Source organism: Klenkia terrae, assembly GCF_037083865.1.
GTDB lineage: Bacteria > Actinomycetota > Actinomycetes > Mycobacteriales > Geodermatophilaceae > Klenkia > Klenkia terrae.
In genome coordinates this window covers 1-25,974 of the sequence record NZ_JBAPLV010000003.1, presented here as the reverse complement: position 1 = coordinate 25,974, position 25,974 = coordinate 1, and the positions used below count along the sequence as shown (strand labels likewise).

General features: G+C 73.2%; 28 protein-coding genes. 18 read left to right on the top strand and 10 right to left on the bottom strand.

Translation table 11 applies throughout. From position 1 onward, the window contains the following. Nucleotides 1-153: 153 nt before the first annotated feature. Both UXQ13_RS03915 and UXQ13_RS03910 read right to left on the bottom strand, forming a co-directional pair. Entirely contained in the window at nt 154-477 is a 324-nt protein-coding gene (locus UXQ13_RS03915; protein ID WP_318249953.1) for a hypothetical protein, read from the bottom strand. Nucleotides 478-590: 113 nt separating this feature from the next. Continuing rightward, nucleotides 591-2,321 carry a D-alanyl-D-alanine carboxypeptidase family protein gene (locus UXQ13_RS03910; RefSeq protein WP_336391842.1) on the bottom strand — a complete coding sequence of 577 codons (1,731 nt, stop codon included), beginning with the start codon at nt 2,319-2,321 and terminating at the stop codon, nt 591-593. Between the two features lie 171 nt (nt 2,322-2,492). On the opposite strand from UXQ13_RS03910, the gene UXQ13_RS03905 reads away from it, so the two are divergent. Together UXQ13_RS03905 and UXQ13_RS03900 are read left to right on the top strand one after the other, a co-directional pair. Next, nucleotides 2,493-4,301, top strand: a complete 1,809-nt coding sequence (locus tag UXQ13_RS03905) for a DEDD exonuclease domain-containing protein (RefSeq protein WP_336391841.1) — start codon at nt 2,493-2,495, stop codon at nt 4,299-4,301. Then, the gene (locus UXQ13_RS03900; protein ID WP_225232047.1) at nt 4,298-4,579 is read left to right on the top strand and encodes an Lrp/AsnC family transcriptional regulator; all 282 of its coding nucleotides are present in this window, start codon (nt 4,298-4,300) and stop codon (nt 4,577-4,579) included. Before UXQ13_RS03905 ends, UXQ13_RS03900 begins: the two co-directional genes overlap by 4 nt. Nucleotides 4,580-4,622: 43 nt before the next feature. Here the strand turns inward: UXQ13_RS03900 and trpD are convergent, their stop codons facing one another. Next, entirely contained in the window at nt 4,623-5,693 is a 1,071-nt protein-coding gene (gene trpD / locus UXQ13_RS03895; protein WP_225232048.1) for an anthranilate phosphoribosyltransferase, read from the bottom strand. After that, nucleotides 5,690-6,100: a hypothetical protein gene (locus UXQ13_RS03890; protein WP_225232049.1), complete on the bottom strand. Its 411-nt coding sequence runs from the start codon at nt 6,098-6,100 to the stop codon at nt 5,690-5,692. The genes trpD and UXQ13_RS03890 overlap by 4 nt, the downstream gene beginning before the upstream one ends. Nucleotides 6,101-6,400: 300 nt before the next feature. Between UXQ13_RS03890 and ctaE the strand changes: the two genes are divergently transcribed. The 4 genes from ctaE to qcrB are packed head-to-tail and all read left to right on the top strand — an operon-like array spanning nt 6,401 to nt 10,618. Beyond that, nucleotides 6,401-6,970, top strand: a complete 570-nt coding sequence (gene ctaE, locus UXQ13_RS03885; RefSeq protein ID WP_318249954.1) for an aa3-type cytochrome oxidase subunit III — start codon at nt 6,401-6,403, stop codon at nt 6,968-6,970. An 8-nt stretch (nt 6,971-6,978) separates the two neighbouring features. After that, nucleotides 6,979-7,836: a cytochrome bc1 complex diheme cytochrome c subunit gene (qcrC, locus tag UXQ13_RS03880; protein WP_318249955.1), complete on the top strand. Its 858-nt coding sequence runs from the start codon at nt 6,979-6,981 to the stop codon at nt 7,834-7,836. Next, complete coding sequence (qcrA, locus tag UXQ13_RS03875; protein WP_225232051.1) at nt 7,833-8,942, top strand: cytochrome bc1 complex Rieske iron-sulfur subunit; 1,110 nt, start codon at nt 7,833-7,835, stop codon at nt 8,940-8,942. Before qcrC ends, qcrA begins: the two co-directional genes overlap by 4 nt. Further along, complete coding sequence (gene qcrB, locus UXQ13_RS03870; protein WP_225232052.1) at nt 8,942-10,618, top strand: cytochrome bc1 complex cytochrome b subunit; 1,677 nt, start codon at nt 8,942-8,944, stop codon at nt 10,616-10,618. The genes qcrA and qcrB overlap by 1 nt, the downstream gene beginning before the upstream one ends. Nucleotides 10,619-11,861: 1,243 nt before the next feature. Here qcrB and UXQ13_RS03865 read toward each other — a convergent pair. Further along, on the bottom strand, nt 11,862-12,263 hold the full coding sequence (locus UXQ13_RS03865) for a cytochrome c oxidase subunit 4 (RefSeq protein WP_225232053.1): 402 nt from the start codon (nt 12,261-12,263) through the stop codon (nt 11,862-11,864). Nucleotides 12,264-12,305: 42 nt separating this feature from the next. Further along, the gene (ctaC, locus tag UXQ13_RS03860; RefSeq protein WP_225232054.1) at nt 12,306-13,184 is read right to left on the bottom strand and encodes an aa3-type cytochrome oxidase subunit II; all 879 of its coding nucleotides are present in this window, start codon (nt 13,182-13,184) and stop codon (nt 12,306-12,308) included. Between the two features lie 263 nt (nt 13,185-13,447). Here ctaC and UXQ13_RS03855 point away from each other — a divergent pair, with 263 nt between their 5' ends. From UXQ13_RS03855 to asnB, 3 genes are read left to right on the top strand one after another with little or no spacing between them, the layout of a single operon-like run. Beyond that, nucleotides 13,448-13,807 (top strand): metalloprotease, encoded by a 360-nt coding sequence (locus UXQ13_RS03855; RefSeq protein WP_225232055.1) that lies wholly within the window; start codon nt 13,448-13,450, stop codon nt 13,805-13,807. Then, on the top strand, nt 13,797-14,132 hold the full coding sequence (locus tag UXQ13_RS03850) for a DUF3817 domain-containing protein (protein ID WP_225232056.1): 336 nt from the start codon (nt 13,797-13,799) through the stop codon (nt 14,130-14,132). Before UXQ13_RS03855 ends, UXQ13_RS03850 begins: the two co-directional genes overlap by 11 nt. 38 nt (nt 14,133-14,170) lie before the next feature. Further along, complete coding sequence (gene asnB / locus UXQ13_RS03845; RefSeq protein ID WP_225232057.1) at nt 14,171-16,105, top strand: asparagine synthase (glutamine-hydrolyzing); 1,935 nt, start codon at nt 14,171-14,173, stop codon at nt 16,103-16,105. A 69-nt stretch (nt 16,106-16,174) separates the two neighbouring features. Here asnB and UXQ13_RS03840 read toward each other — a convergent pair whose 3' ends face one another. Further along, complete coding sequence (locus UXQ13_RS03840) at nt 16,175-16,537, bottom strand: HesB/IscA family protein (protein ID WP_091248670.1); 363 nt, start codon at nt 16,535-16,537, stop codon at nt 16,175-16,177. Between the two features lie 168 nt (nt 16,538-16,705). On the opposite strand from UXQ13_RS03840, the gene UXQ13_RS03835 reads away from it, so the two are divergent. Together UXQ13_RS03835 and UXQ13_RS03830 are read left to right on the top strand one after the other, a co-directional pair. Continuing rightward, nucleotides 16,706-17,302: a DUF3043 domain-containing protein gene (locus UXQ13_RS03835; RefSeq protein WP_336391840.1), complete on the top strand. Its 597-nt coding sequence runs from the start codon at nt 16,706-16,708 to the stop codon at nt 17,300-17,302. A 34-nt stretch (nt 17,303-17,336) separates the two neighbouring features. After that, nucleotides 17,337-18,320 (top strand): aldo/keto reductase family protein, encoded by a 984-nt coding sequence (locus UXQ13_RS03830; protein WP_225231743.1) that lies wholly within the window; start codon nt 17,337-17,339, stop codon nt 18,318-18,320. A gap of 1 nt (nt 18,321) precedes the next feature. On the opposite strand, the gene UXQ13_RS03825 is transcribed toward UXQ13_RS03830, so the two are convergent. Then, nucleotides 18,322-18,549, bottom strand: a complete 228-nt coding sequence (locus UXQ13_RS03825; protein ID WP_225231744.1) for a hypothetical protein — start codon at nt 18,547-18,549, stop codon at nt 18,322-18,324. A 112-nt stretch (nt 18,550-18,661) separates the two neighbouring features. Here UXQ13_RS03825 and UXQ13_RS03820 point away from each other — a divergent pair, with 112 nt between their 5' ends. The 4 genes from UXQ13_RS03820 to UXQ13_RS03805 all read left to right on the top strand — a co-directional run bounded on the left by UXQ13_RS03820 (nt 18,662) and on the right by UXQ13_RS03805 (nt 20,875). Then, nucleotides 18,662-19,078 carry a phage holin family protein gene (locus UXQ13_RS03820; protein WP_225231745.1) on the top strand — a complete coding sequence of 139 codons (417 nt, stop codon included), beginning with the start codon at nt 18,662-18,664 and terminating at the stop codon, nt 19,076-19,078. Next, the gene (locus UXQ13_RS03815; protein WP_225231746.1) at nt 19,075-19,374 is read left to right on the top strand and encodes a DUF3618 domain-containing protein; all 300 of its coding nucleotides are present in this window, start codon (nt 19,075-19,077) and stop codon (nt 19,372-19,374) included. Before UXQ13_RS03820 ends, UXQ13_RS03815 begins: the two co-directional genes overlap by 4 nt. Next, nucleotides 19,371-19,643 carry a DUF4235 domain-containing protein gene (locus UXQ13_RS03810; protein ID WP_225232058.1) on the top strand — a complete coding sequence of 91 codons (273 nt, stop codon included), beginning with the start codon at nt 19,371-19,373 and terminating at the stop codon, nt 19,641-19,643. Before UXQ13_RS03815 ends, UXQ13_RS03810 begins: the two co-directional genes overlap by 4 nt. A gap of 95 nt (nt 19,644-19,738) precedes the next feature. Beyond that, nucleotides 19,739-20,875: a YihY/virulence factor BrkB family protein gene (locus tag UXQ13_RS03805; protein WP_225232059.1), complete on the top strand. Its 1,137-nt coding sequence runs from the start codon at nt 19,739-19,741 to the stop codon at nt 20,873-20,875. On the opposite strand, the gene gcvT is transcribed toward UXQ13_RS03805, so the two are convergent. Continuing rightward, complete coding sequence (gene gcvT / locus UXQ13_RS03800) at nt 20,876-21,997, bottom strand: glycine cleavage system aminomethyltransferase GcvT (protein WP_225232060.1); 1,122 nt, start codon at nt 21,995-21,997, stop codon at nt 20,876-20,878. 36 nt (nt 21,998-22,033) lie between these two features. Between gcvT and UXQ13_RS03795 the strand changes: the two genes are divergently transcribed. Then, nucleotides 22,034-23,545, top strand: a complete 1,512-nt coding sequence (locus UXQ13_RS03795) for a leucyl aminopeptidase (RefSeq protein WP_225232061.1) — start codon at nt 22,034-22,036, stop codon at nt 23,543-23,545. Nucleotides 23,546-23,561: 16 nt separating this feature from the next. Here UXQ13_RS03795 and UXQ13_RS03790 read toward each other — a convergent pair whose 3' ends face one another. Continuing rightward, entirely contained in the window at nt 23,562-23,906 is a 345-nt protein-coding gene (locus tag UXQ13_RS03790) for an oxidoreductase (protein ID WP_225232062.1), read from the bottom strand. 196 nt (nt 23,907-24,102) lie between these two features. Between UXQ13_RS03790 and lpdA the strand changes: the two genes are divergently transcribed. Together lpdA and UXQ13_RS03780 are read left to right on the top strand one after the other, a co-directional pair. Beyond that, complete coding sequence (gene lpdA, locus UXQ13_RS03785; RefSeq protein ID WP_225232063.1) at nt 24,103-25,482, top strand: dihydrolipoyl dehydrogenase; 1,380 nt, start codon at nt 24,103-24,105, stop codon at nt 25,480-25,482. A 38-nt stretch (nt 25,483-25,520) separates the two neighbouring features. Then, nucleotides 25,521-25,974 (top strand): biotin/lipoyl-containing protein (locus UXQ13_RS03780; protein ID WP_336391839.1); only part of this gene is annotated, 454 nt, incomplete at its 3' end.

The window sequence follows — 25,974 nt, the reverse complement described above, 5'->3', positions numbered from 1 at the left end:
TGCGGGCTCGACCGGTCACCACGAACGCTACGGGCGTGATCGGATCGAAACGAAGAGTCACAACCGGATTCATGCGTGCCTGATCTGCTAATCCCACCCGTGTGGTTTTGGCATGATCCGCTGGGTCGGGCCGGCCAGCGGCGTGTCGCCGGGTCAGCCGACCTCGCGGGTCGGCGGGGCCTGGTGCCGCAGCGGCGGGACCAACCCCATCTCCGCCAGGACGAACAGGGCGCGGCGCTCGACGTCGTCGAACTCCAGCACCCGGCCCTGCCGGGTCGGCCCGGACACGAGGGCGTCGCCGAGCGCGGCCCCCAGGCCGGGGAGCGCGGGCTGGGTCGGCCGCAGCGGCCGGCGGCCCAGCGGCACCACGGTCGGGGCACTCCCCCGGAACCCCGGCGGGGCACCGAGCAGCACGCTGACCACGCAGTCGCCGCAGCCCTCCCCGCGGACGGTGCAGGTGTCGCAGTCGATGAGCACGTCGGGCCTCCTGGCAGCTGGACGGGGCACGTCGGCGGACCCGGTCGGTCCGTCGCCGCGGACGCTAGGAGCGACCACCGACAATTCCGGCCGACCGACCCCGCGCACCGGGGTCAGCTGCCCGCGTACTCCCAGTGCCAGGGCTCCTCGCGCCCGTTGCCCGGGTCGGCCCAGGTGGGGTGGATGAAGCCGAAGCGGCCGGCGTTGGCCACCATCCAGGCGTACTGGGCGGTGCCGTAGGACTCGACCCCGCCGCACAGGTCCACGGCCAGCCCCCAGCCGTGGTTGCTGGTGCCCGGGACCGCGGCCAGCGCCGGCTTCTGCCCGTAGAGGGTCACCTGGCTGGCGTAGCTGCGGTAGGAGTCGGTGATGCACAGCGCCGGGCCGAAGGCACCCGCGAAGGCCGCGGACATCGCCCGGTAGGCCGCGGCCGCGTCGCAGCGCAGCGCGTGCCCGGCGGCGCCCAGCGGGCACAGGGCCGACGGCGGGATCAGCCCGTTGGGGTAGCCGCCCCACGAGCGGCTGCCGTCGTAGGTGGCCGGGTAGACCGTGTTGCCGCACTCCACGGCCAGCGCTCCCCCGGTGGGGCCCGGCACGGCGACCGGGGCGCGCAGGGCCAGGCTCGGCCGGCCGATGCCCAGCACCTGGTCGGCCGGCAGGCCGCGGACCACCACGGCGCCGGCCCGGCCGTCGGCGGCCAGCATGGTCTGCGGGTCCAGCGCGATGCCCACGTGCGACAGCCCGGACTCCGCCGACCCCAGGAACACCAGGTCGCCGGGCAGCACGTCCACCGGCGCCACCGGCGAGGTGGTGGCGAACAGCTCGCCCTGGGTGCCCGGCACCGCGATCCCGGCCGCGGCGTAGGCGGTCTGCACCAGCGACCCGCAGTCGAAGGACTCCGGGCCGGCGGTCCCGGGGGCGAACGGCAGCCCGAGGTCGGTCATGGCCGCGCTGACGGCGGCGACGGTCTCGGCCGGCAGCACCAGCAGGGAGGTGGGCTGGCGGGGCAGCTGGGCCGCGCCGGGCTGGGCGGCCCCGGTCGAGCCGCCCACCGGCACCAGCCCGGCCGGCAGCCCGGCGACCGGGTCGCGCAGCGCGGCCGCCGGCGGCGGGAGCACCCCGGCCGCGGCGAGCTGGTCGACGTAGCCCTGCCACGCGGCGGCGGTGTCGGCGTTCACCTGCAGCTGCTCGGCCTGCAGCTGGGCCAGCTGCCGGTCGACCACGCCCAGGGCCTCGTCCAGGCGGCTGGTCACCGAGGCGGCCGCCGCCTCCAGCTCGCCCACCTGGGCGGCCACCGCGTCGGCCTCGGTCCGGCTGTCCGACAGCGCGGCGTCGGCCGAGGCCTGCTGCGCCAGCGCCTGCTGGCGCCGGTCCTCGGCGGCCTGCAGGACGGCGTCGGTGCCGGTGTCGATGACGTCGAGGTAGCCGAGCGCGGAGACCACGTCGCCGGGGTCGCCGCCGGCCAGCAGGAGGGACAGCGCCGTGGGGGCGCCGCCGTCCCGGTAGACCGCCGAGGCGTACCGGGACACCGCGACCTGCTGCTGGGTGAGCACCGTGTCGGCGGCGGCGACCTCGGCCGCGGCGGCGTCGGCCACCTGCTGCGCCGAGGCCAGGCGGTCCTGGGCGGCGGTGACGGTGGCCTGCCGCTCCTGGAGGTCGCCCTGGACGTCGGCGGCCTGGTCCTGCAGCGCGGTGAGCTCGGCGCTGTCCAGGACGCCCGTGGTGCCGCCGGGCTGGTCGCTGGGTGCCGCCGCCGCCGTCCCGGGGGCCGCCAGCACGGCCAGCGCCAGCAGCGCACCGGCCAGCACGGCCCCGAGGGCCGTCGTCCCCGACCGCGACCACACCTGGACCTCCCCGACCGGTCGCGCACGACGCCGTCGTCGTGCCGCGGATCACGGCGAGGTGGATTGTGCCCCGCCGGTGACGGCCGCTGCACCTCGGCGGGCGCGGGGGCACCCGAGCGGGTCCCGGGGGCCCGCCGGGGAATGTCGGACCCCCGCCCTAGCGTCCGCGCCGTGACCGGTACCCCCGCCCACCAGGTGACCATCGACGACCTGGGCACCCCGCTGACCGACGTGACGTTCGTGGTCGTCGACCTGGAGACCACCGGCGGCTCGGCGCACACCGACGCGATCACCGAGATCGGGGCGGTGCGGGTGCGCGGCGGGGTGGTGCTCGGCGAGTTCGGCACGCTGGTCGACCCCGGCCGCGACATCCCGCCCTACGTCAGCGTGCTCACCGGCATCACCTCCACGATGGTGGCCACCGCCCCCCGCATCGAGTCGGTGCTGCCGCACTTCCTGGAGTTCGCCCGGGGGGCGGTCCTGGTCGCGCACAACGCCCCCTTCGACCTCGGGTTCCTCAAGGCGGCCTGCGCCGCCACCGGGCTCGCGTGGCCGCCGGCCGCGTCGGTCGACACCGCGGTGCTGGCCCGGCGGCTGCTCACCCGCGACGAGGTGCCCAACTGCAAGCTGGGCACCCTGGCCCCGTTCTTCTCCTCGTCCACCACGCCCACCCACCGCGCCCTGGACGACGCCCGGGCCACCGTCGACGTGCTGCACGGGCTCTTCGAGCGGCTGGGCCCGCTGGGCGTCACCTCGCTGGAGGAGCTGGTCGGGCTCACCCGCCAGGTCGACCCGCAGCGCCGGCGCAAGCGCCACCTCGCCGCGCACGTGCCGCACGGCCCCGGCGTCTACGTCTTCCGCGGCCCCGGCGACGAGGCGCTGTACGTGGGCACCTCCACCGACCTGCGCGCCCGGGTGCGCAGCTACTTCACCGCCGGTGAGCAGCGCAGCCGGATGACCGAGATGGTCGGGCTGGCCCAACGGGTCGAGGCGCTCCCCTGCGCGCACGACCTGGAGGCCTCGGTGCGCGAGCTGCGGCTGATCGCCCAGCACAAGCCGCGCTACAACAAGCGGTCCCGGTTCCCCGAGCGCCTGCTGTGGGTCCGGCTCACCGACGAGGCCTTCCCCCGACTGTCCGTGGTGCGCCGCGTGGTCCCCGGGCCGGGCACGGTGCTGGGCCCCTTCGCCGACCGGCGGGCCGCCGACGCCGCGGTGGCCGCCGTGCACGAGGCGCTGGCGCTGCGCCAGTGCAGCGGACGGCTGGTCCCGTCGGCGTCCCACCCGGCGTGTGCGCTGGCCGGGATGGGCCGCTGCGGCGCCCCGTGCACCGGCGCGCAGAGCGCCGACGAGTACGCCGCCACCGCCGCGGTGCTCACCGCCGCGGTGCACGCCGACCCTGGCCGACTCTGCGCGCCGCTGCTGGGTCGGGTCGACCGGCTGGCCGCCGACGGCCGGTTCGAGGACGCCGCGGTGCTGCGCGACCGGATCGCCGTCCTGGTGCGCGCCCTGCGCCGCCGCCAGCGGCTGGCCCAGCTCGCCGAGGTCCCCGAGCTCACCCTCGCCCGCCCGGACGGCGCCGGTGGCTGGGCCCTCGCGGTGGTCCGCCGCGGCCGGCTGGTGGCCGCGGGGGTGGCGGTGCGCGGCGCCCCGGTGCGGGCCTACCTGCAGCAGCTGAAGACCACCGCCGAGACCGTCGCCGGGCCCGAGGGCGAGCTCGCCGCCTCGGTCGAGGAGACCGAGCTCGTGCTCCGCTGGATGGAGAAGCCCGGCACCCGCCTCGTCGAGGTCACCGGCACGCTGGCCTGCCGCACGCCCGGCACCGGTCCGCTGCGCGGCTTCCTCGCCCTCGTCGACGCCGGCCGCGCCGCCCGCGACCCCTTCGCCGACGGACGCTCCCTGGGCACCCGCGCCCGGCCGGACCGGGTCACCGGCGGGCGGACCGGTCACGGCGGCCCCGCGGCGCTAGCCTCGCGGGTGTGATCACCGCCATCGTCCTCATCGACGCCTCGACCGACTCGATCGGCGAGGTCGCGACCACCCTGGCCGACCTCGACGGGGTCAGCGAGGTCTACTCCGTGGCCGGCGGGGGCACCGACCTCATCGCCCTCGTCCGGGTCCGCGAGTTCGAGGACGTCGCCGAGGTCATCGCCGGGCGGATCAACAAGGTCCCCGGCGTGGTCGACACCAAGACCCACATCGCGTTCCGCGCCTACTCCCAGCACGACCTGGAGTCGGCCTTCTCCATCGGCCTCGACTAGGGCAGGACCCCCTCGCTCCCCGCGAGGGGCCCGTTCCTTCCGCCTACCTCGCGGCCTGGCTGACCTCTGCCCAGCGGGCGAGCAGGGCCTCCGCCCGGCCGTCGTCCACGGCCGCCGCGGCCCGCACCAGCCCGGCCGCCAGCTGGTCGTGCAGGCGACCCCCGTGCTCGTCGAAGGCCACCAGGGCCGCGGCGGCGTTGAGCAGCACCGCGTCGCGCACCGGCCCGGTCTCGCCGGCCACCAGCCGCCGGACGACGTCGGCGTTGACCGCGGCGTCCCCACCGCGCAGCGCGCCCGGTGCCGACGTGGCCAGGCCCAGCGCCGTCGGGTCCACCCGGTCGGCCACCACCGTCCCGTCGCGGACCACCCAGACCGCCGAGGTCGTCGACGTGGTGAGCTCGTCGAGCCCGTCGTCGCCGCGGAACACCAGCGCCCGGGAGCCGCGGCCGGCCAGGACCTCGGCGAGCACCGGGGCCATCCGGGCATCCGCGCAGCCGATCGCCGAGGCCGCCGGCCGCGCCGGGTTGCTCAGCGGGCCCAGGAAGTTGAAGACCGTCCCGATGCCCATCTCGCGGCGGGGGCCGGCGACGTGCCGCATGCCGGGGTGGAACACCGGCGCGAAGAAGAACCCGATCCCGGCCTCGGCCACGCAGCGGGCGACACCGGCCGCCGGCAGGTCGATGACCACGCCCAGCGCCTCGAGGACGTCGGCCGACCCCGAGGACGACGACGCGGCCCGGCTGCCGTGCTTGGCCACCGGCACCCCGGCCGCGGCGGTGACGATCGCCGCCATCGTGGAGATGTTGACGGTGTCGGCGCCGTCGCTGCCGGTCCCGACGATGTCCACGCAGTCCATCGGCAGGGACACGGGGGTCGCCTTCTCCACCATGGTGGACGCCATGCCGGCCACCTCGGAGGGCGCTTCGCCCTTGGCCCGCAGCGCCACCGCGAACCCGGCGACCTGGGCGGGCGACGCGGCGCCGGCCATGATCTCGCGCATCGCCCAGGCGGTCTCGGCAGCAGCGAGGTCCTGCCGGGCGATGAGGCGGCGGAGCAGCCCTGGCCAGGTGGGGGTCGGCTCCGTGGGGGGCGCCGTGGAGGTGGGCTCCGTCATCCGTGCACGGCCGGCCGGCCGGCGCGGGCGCGCAGCAGGTCGGCGACCGCCTCGGGCGCCACCAGCGGGTCCACCGGGTGCGCCAGGGTGGCCTCGGCCATCGACCAGTGGGCCAGCCAGCGGTCGGCCTGCCGCGCGATCAGGACCAGGACGGGCGGGCAGTCGGTGATCTCGTGCTTGAGCTGGCGGCCGATGCCCATGCCGCCGGTCGGCTGCGCCTCGCCGTCCAGGATGCAGAGGTCCACCCCGCCGCGGTCGACCGCGGCCACCACCTCGGCGCCGGTGGCGCACTCCAGGTAGCGGACCGGGCCCACGTCGGACGCCGGGTGGGTACCCACGGCGGTGCGGACGGCATCCCGGACCTCGGCCCGGTGGCTGAAGACCACCACGGTGGCAGCGCTGCTCACCGGGCCGACCCTAGTGCCCCGACCGCCCGGGCGGTGGTCCGCTCGGTGCGGCCGGCAGGTCACGACCAGGTCACGCCGGGCGCCGGCGGACACCGGCCGGGCCGGGGGCCGGGGCGGCCCGGGGACGGCTGCGGACGGCCACTCCCGCGTCGCTGCGGGGGTCTGGACCCGACCGGGTCCACAGCTGGCTCCCGGCTCCGCCACGCCGTCGCACCCGCACTCGTACCCCGGCTGCACCGATGCCATGATGGGCCTGTGACAACGGCCCCCGTGGCGAGCAGCACCTTCGACACTTCGCGGGTGCACTCCCTGACCCGACCGAACATGGTCAGCGTCGGCACGATCATCTGGCTCGCCAGTGAGCTGATGTTCTTCGCCGGACTGTTCGCCATGTACTTCACCGCGCGTGCTCGAGCGGGCGACCCGTGGCCCCCGCCGCCCACCGAGCTGGACGTGCCCTACGCGCTGGTCTTCACCTTGATCCTGGTGGCCTCGTCGGTCACCTGCCAGCTCGGCGTCTTCGCCGCCGAGCAGGGCAACGTCTACGGGCTCCGGCGGTGGTTCACCATCACCTTCGTGATGGGGCTGGTCTTCGTCCTGGGTCAGGCGAACGAGTACCGCGTCCTCGTCACCGAGCACGAGACCACGATCTCGTCGTCGACGTTCGGCTCGGTGTTCTTCCTGACCACCGGCTTCCACGCGCTGCACGTCATCGGCGGCCTCGTGGCCTTCGTGTTCGTCCTCATCCGGTCCACCATGGGCCGGTTCACGCCTGCGCAGGCGACCTCGGCGATCGTGGTCTCCTACTACTGGCACTTCGTCGACGTCGTGTGGGTCGGGCTCTTCGCCACGATCTACCTCATCCGCTAGGGGAACCGGTGCCCTTCTCCCACTCCGTGGCCGGTCTGCGCGCCCGCCTCCGTCGTCGTGCAGACGGCACTCCGAGCAGTGCGGCGAGGATCCGTCGGCGGTCCAAGCAGCGACGCCGCCTGGCCAACATCGCCGGCCTGTTGGCCGCGCTGGTCCTGACCGGCGTGGGCTACTCTGCCCTGGCCCCGGCCAATGCGGCCGACGACGCGATCAGCACCCAGTCGTCGGCAGAGCAGGCCGGCGAGGAGCTCTACACCCGCAGCTGCATCAGCTGCCACGGCTCGAACCTGCAAGGGGTGTCCGACCGCGGTCCCTCGCTGATCGGCGTGGGGGAGGCATCGGTCTACTTCCAGGTGCACACCGGCCGCATGCCGCTGGTCCGCCAGGAGGCCGACGCGGCCCGGAAGCCGGCGGTCTTCGACAACGCCGAGATCGAGCAGCTGATGGCCTACATCCAGGCCAACGGCGGCGGTCCGACGCTGCCCTCGGGCGACCTCCGCGAGGGCGACCTGGCCGAGGGCGGGGAATTGTTCCGCCTCAACTGCGCGAGCTGCCACAACTTCGTCGGCGCCGGCGGAGCCCTCTCCTCGGGCAAGGCCGCACCCAGCCTCGGTGACGCCAACGACCTCGAGATCTACGCCGCGATGCTGAGCGGACCCGAGAACATGCCGGTCTTCGGTGACAACCAGCTCACACCGGAGCAGAAGCGATCCATCATCGACTACGTGCAGACCCTCAAGGAACAGGCCGACCCCGGCGGTGCCGGCATCGGCCGCACCGGCCCGGTCTCCGAGGGCCTGGTGATGTGGGTCGTCGGCATCGGCGCCCTGCTGTTCGGGATCTTCTGGATGGGGACGAAGGCGTGAGCACGCAGGACCGAGCCGGTTCGGACCCGGCCACCGACGAGGCAGGCCCGACGCACGGCGGCCCGGACGACGACTACTCCCCCGAGCGTCTGGCCGGGATGCAGCGCGAGGACCTCAACCGCCTCGGCGCCCGCTACGACGGCGTCGAGGTCCTGCACGTGGACCCGCCCCCGGCACCGGGCTCGGGCCTGGAGAAGCAGGCCGAGCGCCAGGTGGCCATCGCCTTCGGGCTGGCCGGGCTGTTCGCCCTCGCGTTCGCGGTCGTGTACTTCGGCTCCGACTGGTTCCTGCCGGACTGGCAGTGGGACTCCGAGGACAACGGCTGGAGCGCCCTCTACACCCCGATGCTCGGCCTCACCATGGGCGGTGCGCTGGTCTTCATCGGCGTGGGTCTGGTGCTGTTCGTCAAGAAGCTGCTGCCGCACGAGACCGCCGTCCAGGACAAGCACGACGGTTCCAACTTCGACCGCGCCACGACGGCCGCGACCCTGATGGGTGGACTGGACAAGACAGGCTTCCCCCGCCGGAAGATGATCGGCCGCAGCCTCGGCTTCGCCGGTGGCGCGATGGGTCTCATGCTGATCGCCCCGCTCGGTGGCCTCATCAAGAACCCGAACAAGGGTAACCCGCTGGGCACCACCGAGTGGGCCGACGGCGTCCGGCTGGTCCGCGACGACGGCTCGCCGATCCGACCCGGGGACCAGGAGCCCGGCTCGCTCGAGACCGTGTTCCCCGCCGTCGAGGGCGGCAACAGAGCGGCCGACGCGGCCACCATGCTCATCCGGCTCCGTCCCGAGCAGATGGCCAACCTGCGGCCGCGCGATGGCCAGTCGGACTTCGGCTACGGCGACTACGTGGCCTACTCCAAGATCTGCACGCACGCCGGGTGCCCCGTCTCGCTGTACGAGCAGGAGACCAGCCGCATCCTGTGCCCCTGCCACCAGTCGCAGTTCGACGTGCTGCAGGGGGCCAAGCCGGTCTTCGGCCCGGCGTCCCGCTCCCTACCGGAACTGCCGATTACGCTGGATGACGAGGGGTACTTCGTCGCGCGCAGCGACTACATTGAGGCTGTGGGACCCACCTACTGGAACCGAGAGCGGATCTGATGGCTACAGCGGTCGCGCCGGGACAGCCGGCGACGAAGATCGGCAAGGCAGCAACCGAGATCGACGAGCGCCTCATCGTCGCCGGGCCCCTGCGCCGCACCCTCAACAAGGTCTTCCCCGACCACTGGTCGTTCCTGCTCGGGGAGATCGCGCTCTACTCGTTCGTCATCCTGCTGCTGTCGGGCACCTACCTGACCTTCTTCTTCGACGCGTCGATGGCCGAGGTCCCCTACCAGGGTTCCTACGCCCCGCTGCGCGGCGTGGAGATGTCGCAGGCCTACGAATCCACCCTCGCGCTCAGCTTCGACGTCCGCGGCGGTCTGTTCATCCGGCAGATCCACCACTGGGCGGCCCTGCTGTTCGTCGCCTCGATCGTGGTGCACCTGCTCCGCATCTTCTTCACCGGCGCGTTCCGCAAGCCCCGTGAGACCAACTGGGGCATCGGCGTCGTGCTGCTGGTGCTGGCGCTGCTCATGGGCGTCACCGGCTACTCCATGCCCGACGACCTGCTCTCGGGCACCGGCCTCCGGATCATCTCGGCGATCCTGCTGTCCATCCCGGTCATCGGGACCTGGGCGCACTGGGCGGTCTTCGACGGTGACTACGTCGGGGACGCGATCATCGGACGGTTCTACATCGTCCACGTGCTGATCATCCCGGCGATCATCCTGGCGCTGATCGCAGTGCACCTGCTCCTGCTGATCAAGCAGAAGCACACCCAGTTCCCGGGGCCGGGGCGCACCGAGCACAACGTGGTCGGCAACCGGCTCTTCCCGGCCTTCGCCGGCAAGGCGACTGCGCTGTTCTTCATCGTGTTCGGTCTGTGCGCCGCGCTCGGTGGCCTGGTGCAGATCAACCCGATCTGGCTGTGGGGGCCGTACAACCCGGCTCAGGTGTCTGCGGGCTCCCAGCCCGACTGGTACATCGGCTTCCTGGACGGCTCCACCCGCCTGATGCCCGCGTGGGACATCAACCTCCCCGGCAACTACACGATCCCGGCCCTGTTCTGGCCGACGGTCGTCGTGGCCGGCGCGATGTTCACCGTGCTGGCGCTCTACCCGCAGCTGGAGCGCAAGCTCACCGGCGACACGGCCAGCCACCACCTGCTCCAGCGTCCCCGCGACGTGCCGGTGCGCACCTCGGTCGGCGTCATGGCGCTGACGTTCTACGGCGTGCTGTGGATGTCCGGTGGCAACGACGTGATCGCCGACAAGTTCGACATCAGCCTCAACGCCATGACCTGGGTCGGGCGCATCGGGATGGTCGTCCTGCCGCCGGTTGCCTACATGATCAGCTACCGGATCTGCTTGGGGCTGCAGCGCCACGACCGCGAGGTCCTCGAGCACGGCATCGAGACCGGTGTCATCCGCCGACTCCCGAGCGGTGAGTTCATCGAGGTCCACCAGCCCCTCGGCCCGGTGGACGAGCACGGCCACGGCCAGCTCACCTACGCCGGCGCCCCGGTGCCGAAGAAGATGAACCAGGTCGGCGGTGCCCGTCGGGCGGTGAAGGGCTTCTTCTCCCCCATCGAGCAGCCCTCTCAGGTCGAGCTCGCCTCGCAGCAGGAGCGACGCGGCCTGGCTGCGGCCGAGGCCGACGAGCCCGTCGGTTCCGGTCGGCCATCCGAGGGGGGTCGCCCCTCCGAGGGTGGCCGCCCGCAGGACCCGCGCGACTGATCCGCCGCTCCGCCACAGCGGGCCCCCTCCCCACCGGGAGGGGGCCCGCTGTCGTTGCGCCCGCGGTATGTCGCCTCGTCAGGAGGCCGTGCCTGGTTCGTCGCCAGCAACGGTGGGACGTCGACCGGGAGCGTCGACGGTCGGCCCGGCAGCTCAGCGGCTGGTGTTGGCTGCGTCGCCGTGCGGGCGGTCTGAGCCGCGACCACCAAGGCATCGGGCCGCCCTGCCTTCGTACGCCAGCGGCCCACACCCGACTCGGTTCCGGGCCGCCGGCGTACGACGCTCGGCCCACGCCGTCCACGCCGTCCACGTAGTCCACGCCGTCCACGTCGTCCACGCCGGGCAGCGCCGACAGCGCGCCGGCTGACCGGCCGTGGACGGGCCCCGTTCGCGCCCTGGGGCTTCAGCGCCCACTCAGCCGACGCGCCTCTGAGCGTCAGGCCGCCGTCGAGGCCGAACGCCGAAGGTCCGGATGCGCCGTCGATGCCGCATCGCGAAGGTGCGGACGCGCCGTCGATGCTGCATCCCCACGGTGCGGATGTGCCGTCGGTGCATCCCGAACGGTGATGCGCATCCGGAACGATCCGGGTACGCCGTCCACGCCGCATGCCAGACGGCCCGGGTACGCCGCCGGTGTCGCACCGCAGACCCTCCGGAAACCGTCCGAGCTGCGCCAGGACTCCAGCCGGTGCAGACCGAGCTCTGGGCACTGGACACCCTGCGACGGGCCGGCGCGGCAGCCTCGAAGACACCCGGGCTGAGCCAGCGCTGGCGACCACCGTCGTCGTGGCCTGCCCGATCTGCCCGCCACGGGCTTTTCCAGGCCGTGCGGCGCTGTCGCGGCGGCGAGCGCCTCACCTTCGACAGGCCGACAGCCAACCGGTCACTCAAGCCCTGAGCGACGAGTCGCCGGTCTCACGCGGTGGTCCCGCCGTCGAGCGCTGACCGACGGCGCCTGCGACCCGCTCGAGGGCCTCAGCGTCGACGTGAGGTCACCTGACACCATGGTCTGGGTCTCGACGTGCGCCGCATCGGAGCCCGCGCTCCGCGGTCATCGAGGCCGACCCACGCCTCGTGTCGGGGATGAGCCGCGCCGCGGTGGGGTGAGCCGCCGTCCACCCCGGCTCACCCCACCGCAGCGCGGCTCAGCCGGTCGAAGGGCCCGGCGTGCCTGCACAGTCGTCCTGGAGACGCTGAAGGCCCCCACGCGGTGCGTGGGGGCCTTCTGCGGAGGTGCGGCGGGTCAGCTGTGCGCGTTCTGCCCGCTGTAGTACTCGAAGAGCAGGCCACCGATGGTGATGAGCAGCGCAGCTCCGGCCATCAGGATCAGCCAGACGTGGAAGAACGCCAGCGCGAGGCCCATCATGGCGGCGGACACGGCCAGGCCGAAGGGCCAGTAGCTGCCCGGCGAGAAGAAGCCCAGCTCGCCCGCACCGTCGGCGATCTCGGCGTCCTTGAGGTCCTCGGGCCGGGAGTCGATGCGGCGGGCGACGAACCAGAAGAAGCCACCGATCAGACCGAGCAGGCCGGCCGACAACGCCAGCGCCGTCGTGCCGATCGGCTCGCGCGACCACAGGCCGTAGACGACCGCTGCCACGATCGCGAACAACGCGATCAGGTTGAAGATGAGCGCTTCGACCTTCACGGTCGGTCCTCCCGCTGCTGCTGGGTCGTGGAGTGGGACACGTCAGTTGCTGGCCCCGTCGAGCTGTTGCTCGGTCAGGGTGTCGAAGGGCACGGTCGTAGATGCGCTGCCGTCCTGGCCGATGCTCTCGAGCGCGTCGTAGGTCGACAGGCCGTCCTCGCGGGCGGCGAGGTAGGCGTCGTAGTCCTCGCCGGACACCGCGCGGACCTCGAAGTTCATGTTCGCGTGGTACGTCCCGCAGAGCTCGGCGCACCGGCCCACGAAGGCGCCCTGCTCGCGGACGGTCACCTCGAAGACGTTGTCGCGGCCGTTCTCGTTGCCCGGGATCACGTCGAGCTTGAAGAGGAACTCGGGAACCCAGAACGAGTGGATGACGTCGGCCGAGGCCACCTCGAACCGGATCGTCTGGTCCACCGGCACGACCAGGATCGGGATCTCGGTGCTCGACCCGGTGGTGCTGACCGGCGTCCCGCCGTTGGACTCGGTGGTCTGCGGGTAGACGAACTGCCAGTTCCACTTGAAGGCGTTGACCGCGATCGTCACGTCCGGGTTGTCGCTGCGCTCCTGCACGCGGTTCTGCACGACGACGGTGTAGAAGAACAGCACCGCGATCATGACGAACGGGACGATCGTGTAGACGATCTCCAGGGGCAGGTTGTAGGCGGTCTGCTTGGGCAGTTCGTCGCCGCGCTTGCGGTGCCGGATCATCGACCAGAAGATCAGCCCCCACACCGCGAAGCCCACGACCAGGGCCGCGATGACCGAACCGGTCCACAGCTGGCGCATCTGCTCGGCCTGGTCGGTGATGCCCTCGGGCCAGCCGAAGCGCCAGAACTCGTTGTTCAGGTCGCACCCGGCCAGGGTGAGAACGGCCAGGACGCCGAGCGCGGCGACCCGCGCGAGCTTGCTCCGTCGAGCCACTGCCCGCTGCCTCCTTCATCCTCCGCGCGGCCGGTGCTGCGCGGTACGGCTCATGTGTGGCGACGCGGCCTTCACGGTCTCCCGAGACGTCCCGGCCACCACGACCGCAGTCACGGCGAGCGTAGCCGACCGTCACGGGACGCCGCCCCCTGGTCGGGGGGCGCGCGGGCGGCTGCCGACGGCACCCGGGGGCAATGCCGTCGGGGGTGCGGGGATGCTCCGCGGAGCAGGCCGTCCCAGGTCCGCCGTCTACAGTCGCAGGCGTGCTCCCCCGGTTGTTGACCCCGCGCTGGGTGCTGCTGCACCTGCTCATCACCGCGTTGTTCGTGGCCACGTTCTTCCTGGGCTACTGGCAGCTGACCAAGGCCGAGAACGGCGGCGGCGCGGTCAACTGGAGCTATGCGCTGCAGTGGCCGCTGTACGGCTTCATGGGCCTGTTCTTCTACGGGAAGATGGTCAAGGTCGAGCTCAACCGCGACCCCGACGAGGACGAGCCCGGCCAGGACGTCGTGCTCTACCAGCGGCCGCGCATCGACACGACCGGCGACCCCGAGCTGGCCGCCTACAACCGGTACCTGGCCGAGCTCAACGAGAAGGCGCTGCGAGGACGAGATGTCGGCTGACACCGTGGTGCCCCCGCGCACCGCCACGGCGCTCAAGCGGTACCAGGTGATGGCCTACGTGGTCGGGGTGATGCTGCTGGTGCTGGTCTTCGTGGCCATCCCCCTGCGGTACGGCTTCGACGTCCCCGAGGTGTCCAGGATCGTGTCCCCGGTCCACGGGTTCCTCTACATCGTGTACCTCGTCACAGCCTTCGACCTGGCCCTGAAGGCCAAGTTCACCGCCAAGGGCACGCTGCTGGTGCTGCTCGCGGGCGTCGTGCCCTTCGTGTCGTTCTGGGCCGAGCGGCGGGTCAGCCGCCGGGTCCTGGCCGGCCAGCCGCTCTGACCCCGCCCTCCCCCGAGACCCCGGAGACCTACCAGCCGATGTGCGGCCTGCTCGCCTACCTGTCCACCGATGCCGAGCGGGTCGACGAGACCCGGGTCGACGGCGTCCGCCACGCCCTGCATTGCCTGCACCACCGCGGGCCCGACGACACCGCGGTGTGGTCCGACGGGCACACCGTGCTCGGGTTCAACCGGCTGTCGATCATCGACGTCGACGGGAGCCCGCAGCCGCTGCCCTACGCGGCCGACCGCTACCGGATCCTGTTCAACGGCGAGATCTACAACTACCTCGAGCTGCGCGAGGAGCTGCGCGCCCTGGGCGCCGAGTTCGCCACCGAGGGCGACACCGAGGCCATCGTCGCCGGCTTCCACCACTGGGGCCCCGACGTGGTCACCCGGCTGCGCGGCATGTTCGCCTTCGTCATCTGGGACACCGCCACCGGGACGGCGTTCGGCGCCCGTGACCCGTTCGGCATCAAGCCGCTGTTCACCGCCCGGCTGGCCGACGGCGGCGTCGTCCTCAGCAGCGAGAAGAAGGCCCTCCTCGAGCTGCTCGGCGGCTCGGCCGGCGCGGGCGGCGTCGACCCGGCGTCCCTGCAGCAGTACCTGACGCTGCAGTACGTGCCCGAGCCCGCCACGATGCACCGCGGCATCCGGCGGATCGAGAGCGGCACCCGGTTCACCGTCGTCGGCGGCGAGCTGACCACCGAGCGGTACTTCCACCCGGTGTTCGCCCCCCGCCCGGTCCCCGCGGGCGGTGAGCAGGAGCTCTACGACCGGATCGCCGCGGCCCTCGACGAGTCGGTGGCCAAGCACATGCGGGCCGACGTCACCGTCGGGTCGTTCCTGTCCAGCGGCATCGACTCCACCGCGATCGCGGCGCTGGCCCACCGCTACAACCCGGACCTGATGACGTTCACCGTCGGGTTCGAGCGCGAGTCCACCTCCGAGGTCGACATCGCCGCCCAGTCCGCCGCCGAGCTCGGCGTCGCCCACGTGCCGGTGGTCATCACCGCGGAGCAGTTCGCCGCCGCGATCCCCGAGGTGGTCTGGTACCTCGACGACCCGGTCGCCGACCCCGCGCTCGTGCCGCTGTACTTCGTCGCCCGCGAGGCCCGCAAGCACGTCAAGGTCGTGCTGTCCGGGGAGGGCGCCGATGAGCTCTTCGGCGGCTACACGATCTACCGCGAGCCGATCAGCCTGGCGTGGGCGCAGCGCGTGCCCGGCGTCGGCAAGAAGGTCATGGCCGCCCTGTCCGGCCGGCTGCCCGAGGGCATGCGCGGCAAGGACCTCCTCCGCCGGGCGTCGATCCCGCTGGAGGAGCGGTACTACGGCAACGCGCGCAACTTCTCCGGGGCCGAGCTCGCCGCGGTGCTCCGGGGGCACGACGCCGCGGTCTCCCACGTCCAGGTCACCGAGCACCTGTACCGGCAGACCCGCGCCGCGGGGTACGACGACGTCACCGCGATGCAGTACGTCGACCTGTTCACCTGGCTGCGCGGGGACATCCTGGTCAAGGCGGACAAGATGACCATGGCCAACTCCCTCGAGCTGCGCGTGCCCTTCCTGGACACCGAGGTCTTCGACCTCGCGCGCACCCTCCCGCTGGACCAGCGGGTCCCCCGCGGCTCCGACGCGACCAAGTACGCCCTGCGCCGGGCCATGGAGCAGATCGTGCCGCCGGCGATCCTGCACCGCCGCAAGCTGGGCTTCCCGGTGCCCACCGCGGAGTTCCTGGCCGGCCCGCTGCACGAGTGGGCCCACCAGGTCATCGCCGACAGCGGCACCGACGAGTGGCTGGACCGCGGTCGGGTCGCGGCGATGCTGACCTCGCTGCGCACCGCCGAGGTGCCGAGCAAGCGGGTGGCCAGGCAGCTGTGGGAGGTGCTGGTGTTCATGATCTGGCACGGCATCTTCGTCGAGGAGCGGATCGTCGTCGACGTCCCCGAGACGGTCTACCCGGTCAAGCTCTAGGAGCGACCGCCAGACACGACGAGGCCCGGCTCCCCTGGGGGAACCGGGCCTCGTCGGGTGTGCGTCGGATCAGGAGAACGAGTCCCCGCAGGCGCATGAGCTGCCGGCGTTGGGGTTGTCGATCGTGAAGCCCTGCTTCTCGATGGTGTCGACGAAGTCGATCGTCGCCCCACCCAGGTACGGCGAGCTCATCCGGTCGACGATGACCTCGACCCCACCGAACTCGTGGGTCTGGTCGCCGTCGAGGAAGCGCTCGTCGAAGAAGAGCTGGTAGCGCAGGCCCGAGCAGCCGCCGGGCTGGACGGCGATGCGCAGACGCAGGTCGTCACGGCCCTCCTGGTCCAGCAGGGCCTTGACCTTGGCCGCAGCCGGGTCGCTCAGGAGGACGCCGGTGGCGGCGTCGGGGGTGGTCGCAGTGTCCTGCACGGTCATGTTCTGTCCTCCCACATCGAGGGTCGGGGTTGCATCGTCTCGCCGTCCCGACCAACACCGCCGTGGCGGGGCTGCTTCCCACTGTACGGCGCGGACCCGCCCGTCCGGTGTTGCGCACGTCTCGGTGCGGGCCCGACCGGCCCCCCGCGGGCACGTAGACTGCACCCCGTGAAGCTCCGCCTGCCCGGCCGCCGCCCCGCCGAGACCGCCCCGGACCCGGCCGCCGACCTCACGGCCCAGCTGACCGCGGCCGGCAAGGGCCGGCCCACCCCCAAGCGCAGCGAGGCCCAGGGCCGCCGTCCCGGGCCGCCCCCGCCCCCGCCGACCACGCGGAAGGAGGCCTACAAGCGCATGCGCGAGCAGCAGGCCGCCGGCCGCGGCAGCGCCCGCGAGGCCGCGGCGCGCGGGGACGACAGCGCGCTCCCGGCCCGGGACCGCGGCCCGGAGAAGCGCCTGGTCCGCGATGTGGTCGACGCCCGCCGCAACGCCGGCAGCCTGTTCCTGGTGGTCGCCGCGCTCGTGCTGGTCGGGTACTTCATCCCGAACACCGCGGTGCAGAGCTACACCGTCTTCCTCTGGTTCGCCTTCTTCCTGGTCATCATCGGCGACTCGGTCGTGCTGGGCCGCAAGATCAAGAAGGTCGTCGGGGAGCGGTTCCCGAACGCCCGCACGCGCGGTCTGGTCTGGTACGGCATCAGCCGAGCCACCATGATCCGCCGCTGGCGGTTCCCCAAGCCGCAGGTCGAGCTCGGCGCCACCGTCTGAGCGGGCCGCGACCGCGCGGCTTACGTTCGAGGGCGTGCAGACACGTCGACTGGGCCGTTCCGGCCTCAACATCACCGAGCTCGCCTACGGCAACTGGCTGACCCACGGGAGCCAGGTCGAGGAGGACGCGGCGCACGCCTGTGTGCGCGCCGCCCTCGACGCCGGCATCACCACCTTCGACACCGCCGACGTCTACGCCGCCACCAAGGCGGAGTCGGTCCTGGGCCGCGCCCTGGCCGGCCAGCGGCGGGAGTCCCTCGAGATCGCCACCAAGGTCTACTGGCCGACCGGCCCGGGGGCCAACGACCGCGGGCTGGGCCGCAAGCACGTCATCGAGAGCTGCCACGCCTCGCTGCAGCGGCTGCAGACCGACTACGTCGACCTCTACCAGGCCCACCGGTACGACACCACGGTGCCGCTGGAGGAGACGATGACCGCCTTCGCCGACCTGGTCCGGGCCGGCAAGGTGCTCTACGTCGGGGTCAGCGAGTGGCGCGCCGAGGAGATCGCCGCCGGCGCCGCCCTCGCGCGTGACCTCGGCATCCAGCTGATCAGCAACCAGCCGCAGTACTCGATGCTCTGGCGGGTCATCGAGGCCGAGGTCGTGCCGACGTCCGAGGCCGAGGGCGTCTCGCAGATCGTCTGGTCCCCGCTCGCCCAGGGCGTCCTCACCGGCAAGTACCTGCCCGGCCAGGCCCCGCCGGCCGACAGCCGCGGTGGGCACCCCAGCGCCGGCGGGTCGATGAAGCAGTACCTCACCGACGACGTCCTGACCCGGGTCCAGCAGCTCAAGCCCATCGCCGACGACCTCGGGCTCTCGATGGCCCAGCTCTCGCTGGCCTGGGTGCTGGCCAACGGCAACGTCGCGGCGGCGATCATCGGCGCCACCCGGCCCGAGCAGGTGCACGACAACGTGGCCGCCGCCGGCGTCGAGCTCTCGGCCGAGGTGCTGGCCCGGATCGACGAGGTGCTCGGCGACGTCGTGGAGCGGGACCCGGCCAAGACCAGCCGGGGCTGACCTAGGAGGCCGCGAGGCCCATCGGTCCGTAGACGACGGTGTCGCCGCGGACCAGGGTGGCACTGGCCGCGCCGCGCTCGAGCAGCTCGCGCCAGTGCTCCCCCAGCCACGACTCGGCCTCGGCCTGGGCGTCCTCCACCGGGACGGCCACGCCGAGGTCGTCGGGGTCCACGACGCCGCCCGTCGGGTCGTGCAGCCGCCAGGTCCAGCCGTTCGCAGGCACGGTCATGGGCCCACCGTAGTGCCGGGGACGCGCGGGGACGGCGGTTCGACCTGGGTCCGGCCGGGCATGGGTGACGAGATCCGTCCCCACCCGATCCGCATCGACCGCAGGAGGTCCGATGAGCCAGTCCCCCGGCTCCCATACCGACCCGTCCTCCGCCTCCACCGGCCAGCTCATCGGTGAGCTGCCCGAGCTGGTCACCCGCCTGGTCCGCGACGAGGTCCGCCTCGCCCAGGCCGAGGTCAAGGGCAAGGCCAAGAAGCTCGGCGTCGGTGCCGGCCTGTTCGGCGGCGCCGGCCTGGTCGCGCTGCTGGGCCTCAACGCCCTGATCACCGCCGGCATCCTCGGGCTGGCCAACGTGCTGCCCGGCTACCTCGCCGCGATCATCATCGCCGTCGTCCTCTTCCTCATCGCCGGTGTGCTGGCCCTGCTGGGCAAGAAGGACGTGCAGGACGCCAAGCCACCGCTGCCCACCGAGACCCTCGAGAGCATCAAGACCGACGTCGCGACCGTGAAGGAGAGTGCCGGGCGATGAGCCATCCCGCGACGCGCCCGGAGGGCGCACACGGTCCGGGCGCGCCCGACGTGTCCGGCCCCACCGAGCCCGACGAGATCAAGGCCGACATCGAGGCCACCCGCGAGCAGCTGGCCGCCACGGTCGACGAGCTCAGCCACCGCCTGGACGTCGGCTCCCGCGCCAAGGAGTCCGCGGCCCAGGCCAAGGACACCGCGGTGGAGACCTACCGGGAGAACCCGCCGGTGGTCATCGCGGCCGGGGTGGCCCTGGTCGCCGCCGTCGTCGCCCTGGTCGTCTGGCGGTCCCGCCGGTGAGCGCCGGTGCCAAGGCGGTCTACCGGCCGATCGGCCTGGTCGGCAGCCTCGTGGCCGGTGCGGTCTCCAGCGCCGTCTTCGGCCAGGTCTGGAAGCGGGTCGCCGGCGAGGGCGACGCCCCCAGCGCCATGCAGAGCGAGTACCGGATGCGCGAGGTGCTGGTGGCCGCGGCCGTCCAGGGCGCGATCTTCGCGGTGACCAAGGCCGCCATCAACCGGGCCGGCGCCCGCGGGTTCACCAAGCTGACCGGGTCCTGGCCCGGCGACTGAACGAAGGACCCCCTCGCCCCCCACCCTTCGCAGGCTCAGGGCGGGCCCCTGCGAGGGGGGCCGCTCCCGTTCGTCACCACCGAGGAGACACACCGATGGCCGACATCAAGCGGCCCGACAGCGCCGTGGACCGCATCCGCGAGCGGGTGCAGGAGAAAGCGGCCCGTCGGGCCGCTGCCCGCGAGGCGGAGGACCGGGCCGCCGAGCACGGGCCCGCGCGGAGCGCCACGTCACCGCCCCAGGCGAAAGGGAAGAGCGCGGAGCTCCCCGGCGTGGACGCGGAGAAGCCGACGGAGATCCCGGCCCGCGGCTGGGTGCAGATCCTCAAGCGGGCGTGGGCCGAGAACAAGGCCGACAACATGCCGATCATCGGCGGCGGCGTGGCCTTCTTCGGCTTCCTGGCGATCTTCCCGACGCTGATCGCGGCCATCTCGCTCTACGGCCTGGTGGCCTCCCCCGCCACGGTGCAGGAGCAGGTGGACGGCCTGCGGGGCACGGTGCCCCGCGAGGTGCTCTCGATCATCCAGACCCAGCTGACGTCGGTCGCCGACGCCGGCAGCGGGGCACTGTCGATCAGCCTGGTGATCTCCATCGCGGCGGCGCTGTTCTCGGCCTCAGGGGGTGTCAACAACCTGATCACCGCGGTGAACCTGGCCTACGACGAGGTCGAGACCCGCAACGCGATCAAGGTGCGCGCGCTGGCCCTGCTGCTGACCTTCGGCGCCATCGTGTTCGTGCTGCTGACGCTGACCCTGGTGGCCGTCACCCCGATCGTGCTGGACGCGCTGCCGCTGGGCATCGTGGGCACGATCCTGGCCCAGGTGGTGCGGTGGGTGCTGCTGCTCGGGCTGATGGCCGTCGCGCTGTCGGTGCTCTACCGCGTCGCCCCCGACCGGGACGCCCCGAAGTTCCGCTGGGTCACCCTGGGCTCGGTGGTGGTGACCGTCGCCTGGGTCATCGTGTCGATCGCGTTCAGCTTCTACGTGAGCAACTTCGGGTCCTACTCGGCCACCTACGGCGCGATCGCCGGCGTCGTCGTCCTCATGCTGTGGCTGCAGCTGACCTGCTTCCTGGTCCTGCTGGGCGCGGAGATCAACGCCGAGGCCGAGCACCAGACCGCCCACGACACCACCGAGGGCGAGGAACTGCCCATGGGGGACCGCCGCGCCACCGTCGCCGACGAGCTGCCCGAGCCGCCCACCCCGACCAAGGAGTCGGCGAAGAGCGCCTGATCAGCGCACGTGCGAGGGCACGAACGGCGGCTTGACCACCTCGACCGGTGAGGTCCGGCCCCGGACGTCGACGGCGAGTTCACGTCCGGGGGCCGGGTCGGCCGCGGTGTCCAGCAGTGCCAGGGCGATGCCCGCCCGCAGGGTCGGGGAGAACGTGCCGCTGGTGACCACACCGACCCGCTCGCCCGCCGCATCCAGCACCGCCATGCCCGGCCGCGGGATGCCCCGCCCCGGCGCCCGCAGGCCCCACAGCTGGCGGGCCGGGCCCGCGGCGCGCTCGGCCAGCAGCGCGTCGCGGCCCCAGAACTGCTCCTTGCCCCAGCCCACGGCCCAGCCCGACCGGGCCTGGACCGGGGTGATCTCCACCGACAGCTCGTGGCCGTGCAGCGGGTAGCCCATCTCGGTGCGCAGCGTGTCCCGGGCACCGAGACCGCACGGCCGGATCTGCTCGAGCTCGCCCGCGGCCAGCAGCGCGTCCCACAGCTCGCCCGCGCGGTCGGCCGCGACGAGCAGCTCGTAGCCGTGCTCGCCGGTGTAGCCGGTCCGGCAGACGGTGACGTCGCCGCCGCCCTGGGTGCCGGCGAAGGCCATGTAGTCCAGCGCACCGGGCAGCCCGACCGCAGCCAGCACCTCCGCCGATCGGGGACCCTGCAGCGCCAGGACGGCGACCTCGGTGTGCCGGTCGGTGACGGTCACGCCCGCCGGTGCGGCCGCGGCGAGCCGGGCCAGCACCTCGGCCGAGTTCGCGGCGTTGGGCACCAGCAGGACGTCGTCCTCGGCGTGCAGGTAGGCGATCAGGTCGTCCACGACGCCGCCGGCGTGCTCCTCGCCGTCCGGGCGGCAGCACAGCGTGTACTGCGCCTGGCCGGGCCCGATGCGCCCGAGGTCGTTGGTCAGGCACCGGTTCACCAGGTCCGCGGCGCCCGGCCCGCGGACGGTGCCGGTGCCCAGGTGGGACACGTCGAAGAGCCCGACCCCCTGACGGACGGCGGTGTGCTCGGCGATGACGCCGCCCCCGGCGTACTCCAGCGGCATCGACCAGCCGCCGAAGTCCGCGAGCTTGGCGCCGGCCGCGAGGTGGCGCTCGTGCAGGGGCGAGAGCTGCGGGGTCTGCTCGGTCACCCGGCGACCGTAGCGGCCCCCTCATAGGGTGGGCGGGTGCCGCCGACGATCTCCGCCACCGACCGCCCGCTCGAGAAGCTCACCGCCGACGCCGTCGTCGTCGGGGTGGGGAAGGGTCCGGACGGGCCCCTCGCCACGCCGGGGGCCGAGGCGGTCGACCGACTGCTCGGCGGTCGGCTGATGGCGGCGCTGGCCGACCTGGGCGCCCGGGGCGCCGAGGACGAGGTGACCCGGCTGGCGACGTTCGGCCAGGGGCCGTTCCCCGTCGTCGCGGTGGCCGGGCTCGGTGCCCCGCTCGCCGACGGCACCTACGCCGGCGAGGCCGTCCGCCGGGCGGCTGGGGCAGCCAGCCGCGCACTGGTCGGCCGGGCGTCGGTCGTCTCCCTGCTGGCCGCGGTCGGCGGCGCCCCGGACGACGAGCGCCTGCACGCCGTCGGGGAAGGCTCCCTGCTGGGCGCCTACGAGTTCACCGCCTACAAGTCCGCCCTGCCGGCCGACCGGCCCACCCCGCCGCGCAGCGTCGAGCTGGTCGTGCCCGACGCCGGTGCGGCGAAGGCGGCACTGGCGAGGGTCCGGGCGGTGGCCGACGCCGTCGCGCTCACCCGCGACCTGGTCAACACCCCGCCCAACGACCTCTTCCCGGCCGAGCTGGCCGCGCGTGGCGCGGCGGCGGGCAAGAAGGCCGGGCTGTCGGTGGAGATCCTGGACGAGGAGCAGCTGGCCGCCGGCGGCTACGGCGGCATCCTCGCCGTCGGTGCCGGTTCGGCCCGCGGCCCGCGCCTGCTGCGGCTGTCCTACCGCGGGCGCCGGGCCCGCCGGTCGGTGGCGCTGGTCGGCAAGGGCATCACCTTCGACAGCGGCGGGCTCTCGATCAAGCCCGCGCTGAAGATGGAGGACATGAAGAGCGACATGGCCGGCGCCGCCGCCGTGATCGCCACCGTGTGCCTGGTCGCCGAGCTCGGCCTTCCCGTCGACGTCACCGCGACCGTCCCGATCGCGGAGAACCTGCCGTCGGGGACGGCGTACCGGCCAGCCGACGTCGTGACCTTCCGCAACGGCAAGACCGCCGAGATCACCAACACCGACGCCGAGGGCCGGGTGGTGCTGGCCGACGCCATCGCCCGGGCCGCCGAGGACTCGCCGGACTTCCTGCTCGAGACCTCGACCCTGACCGGCGCCCAGACGGTGGCGCTGGGCGGGCGCACCGCCGGCGTCATGGGCAGCGACGACCTGCGCGACGCCGTGGTCGCGGCGAGCGAGCGGTCCGGCGAGCCGATGTGGGCGATGCCGCTGCCCCCCGAGCTGCGCCGGGGCCTGGACTCGGCCACCGCTGACTTCGTCAACGCCAACGCCGACCGGCTGGGCGGCATGCTCGTCGCCGGTCACTTCCTGGCCGAGTTCGTGCCCGAGGGCCTGCCCTGGGCGCACATCGACGTCGCCGGGCCGGCCTACAACACCGGTGGGGCGTGGGGCTACACGACCAAGGGCGGCACCGGGGTGCCGGTGCGCACCCTGCTGGCCACCATCGAGGCGCTGATCGAGCGCTGACCCGCGGCGGGGCCGGTCACCGGTTGCGGTGCGTCCAGTCGCGCATCCGCTGCGGGTAGCCGGTCACCTGCGCGTCGTAGACCGGGATGGCCAGCTCGCGGGACAGCTTGCGGGCGGTGTCGGGCCCGTCGATCCGTCGGCGGGTCCACTCGCCGTCGGCGGCGACCAGCACGATGGTGGACTCGGTCATCGCCGTCCGCGGCTCGACGTAGCCCTCGACGCCGCGGCGGGTGGCCACGAACTGCTCGAGGTGACCCAGGTCGGCACGGGCGGAGGGCCGGTCCAGCGTGCCGCGCCGGTCGCCCCGGGCGCCCTGGCCGCTGCGCGGCGCACGTCCCCGCAGCCTGTCGATGAGACCCACGACGCGCTCCTCTCCTCCGCCGCGCAGCCCGGGCAGCCGCGCGGAGGCGCCGACGACGGCGCCCAGCGGGCCAACGGAGCAGGTCGGGTGCGCGTTCCCGACAGGTGGCAGGATGGGTGGTGCACTCCCCCGCACCTGGTCGCGGTGAGCACGACCTGCTCCCGCCGACCGCGCCGTCCCGCACCGAGGAGAACCCGTGAGCGCACCCGCCCAGACCGCCGACCTCGTCATCCTGGGTGGTGGATCCGGCGGGTACGCCGCCGCCCTCCGCGGCGCCGAGCTCGGGCTGTCGGTCGTGCTGATCGAGAAGGACAAGGTCGGCGGCACCTGCCTGCACCGCGGCTGCATCCCCACCAAGGCGCTGCTGCACGCCGCCGAGGTGGCCGACTCCGCCCGCGAGGGCGAGCAGTTCGGCGTGAAGACCTCGCTGGCCGGCATCGACATGGCCGGGGTCAACGACTACAAGGGCGGCGTCACCGCCAAGCTGTACAAGGGCCTGCAGGGCCTGATCAAGAGCCGCAAGATCACCTACGTCGAGGGCGAGGGGAAGCTCGTCTCCCCCACCGCCGTGGCCGTCGGCGACACCACCTACGAGGGCAAGCACGTGCTGCTCGCCACCGGCTCCTACGCCCGCAGCCTGCCCGGCATCGAGCTGAACGGCTCGACCGTCATCACCAGCGACGAGGCGCTCCAGCTCGAGCACGTCCCGAGCTCGGTGATCATCCTGGGCGGCGGCGTCATCGGCTGCGAGTTCGCCAGCGTCTGGAAGTCCTTCGGCGCCGACGTCACCATCATCGAGGGCCTGCCGCACCTGGTGCCGCTGGAGGACGAGTCGTCGTCCAAGCTGCTCGAGCGCGCCTACCGCCGCCGCAAGATCGACTTCTCGCTGGGCAGCCGGGTCGCCAAGGTCACCCCGGGCGAGAACGGCGTCTCCGTCGAGCTGGAGAACGGCAAGTCCTATGAGGCCGAGATCGTGCTGGTGGCTGTCGGCCGCGGCCCGGTCAGCCAGGGCCTGGGCTACGAGGAGGCCGGCGTCGCCATGGAGCGCGGCTTCGTCCTGGTCGACGAGTACATGCAGACCAACGTGCCCACCATCTCCGCCGTCGGCGACCTGGTGCCCACCCTGCAGCTGGCCCACGTCGGCTTCGGCGAGGGCATCCTCGTCGCCGAGCGCCTGGCCGGCCTGCCGGTCGTGCCGATCGACTACGCCGGTGTCCCCCGGGTCACCTACTCCGAGCCCGAGGTCGCCTCCGTCGGCCTCACCGAGGCGCAGGCCAAGGAGCGCTTCGGCGAGGTCGAGGTCGTCACCTACGACCTGGGCGGCAACGGCAAGAGCCAGATCCTCAAGACCCAGGGCGCGGTCAAGCTGGTCCGCGCGAAGGACGGCCCCGTGGTCGGCGTGCACATGGTCGGCAGCCGGGTCGGCGAGCTCGTCGCCGAGGCCCAGCTCATCTACAACTGGGAGGCGCTGCCTGACGAGGTGGCCTCCCTGATCCACCCGCACCCCACGCAGAGCGAGGCCATGGGCGAGGCCCACATGGCCCTGGCCGGCAAGCCGCTGCACTCCCACAGCTGACCTCCACCCACCCCCTGATCTGAGGAGAACTGCACTCGATGCCGACGTCCGTCACCATGCCCGCCCTGGGCGAGAGCGTCACCGAGGGCACCGTCACCCGCTGGCTGAAGCAGGAGGGCGACACCGTCGAGGTCGACGAGCCCCTCCTCGAGGTCTCCACCGACAAGGTCGACACGGAGATCCCCTCGCCCGCCGCCGGCGTGCTGACCAAGATCGTCGTCGCCGAGGACGAAACCGTCGACGTCGGCGCCGAGCTGGCGATCATCGGCGGTGAGGGCGACGGCGGAGGCTCCGCCGCCCCCGCGGCGGAGCCGGCTGCCGCCGAGGAGCCCGCCCCCGAGCCCGAGCAGCCCGCGACGCAGGAGCCGGCCCCCGAGCCCGAGGCCGCCCCGGCGTCCTCGGGTGGGTCCGACGCCGGCTCCGGCGAGGGCACCGCGGTCACCATGCCCGCCCTGGGCGAGAGCGTCACCGAGGGCACCGTCACCCGCTGGC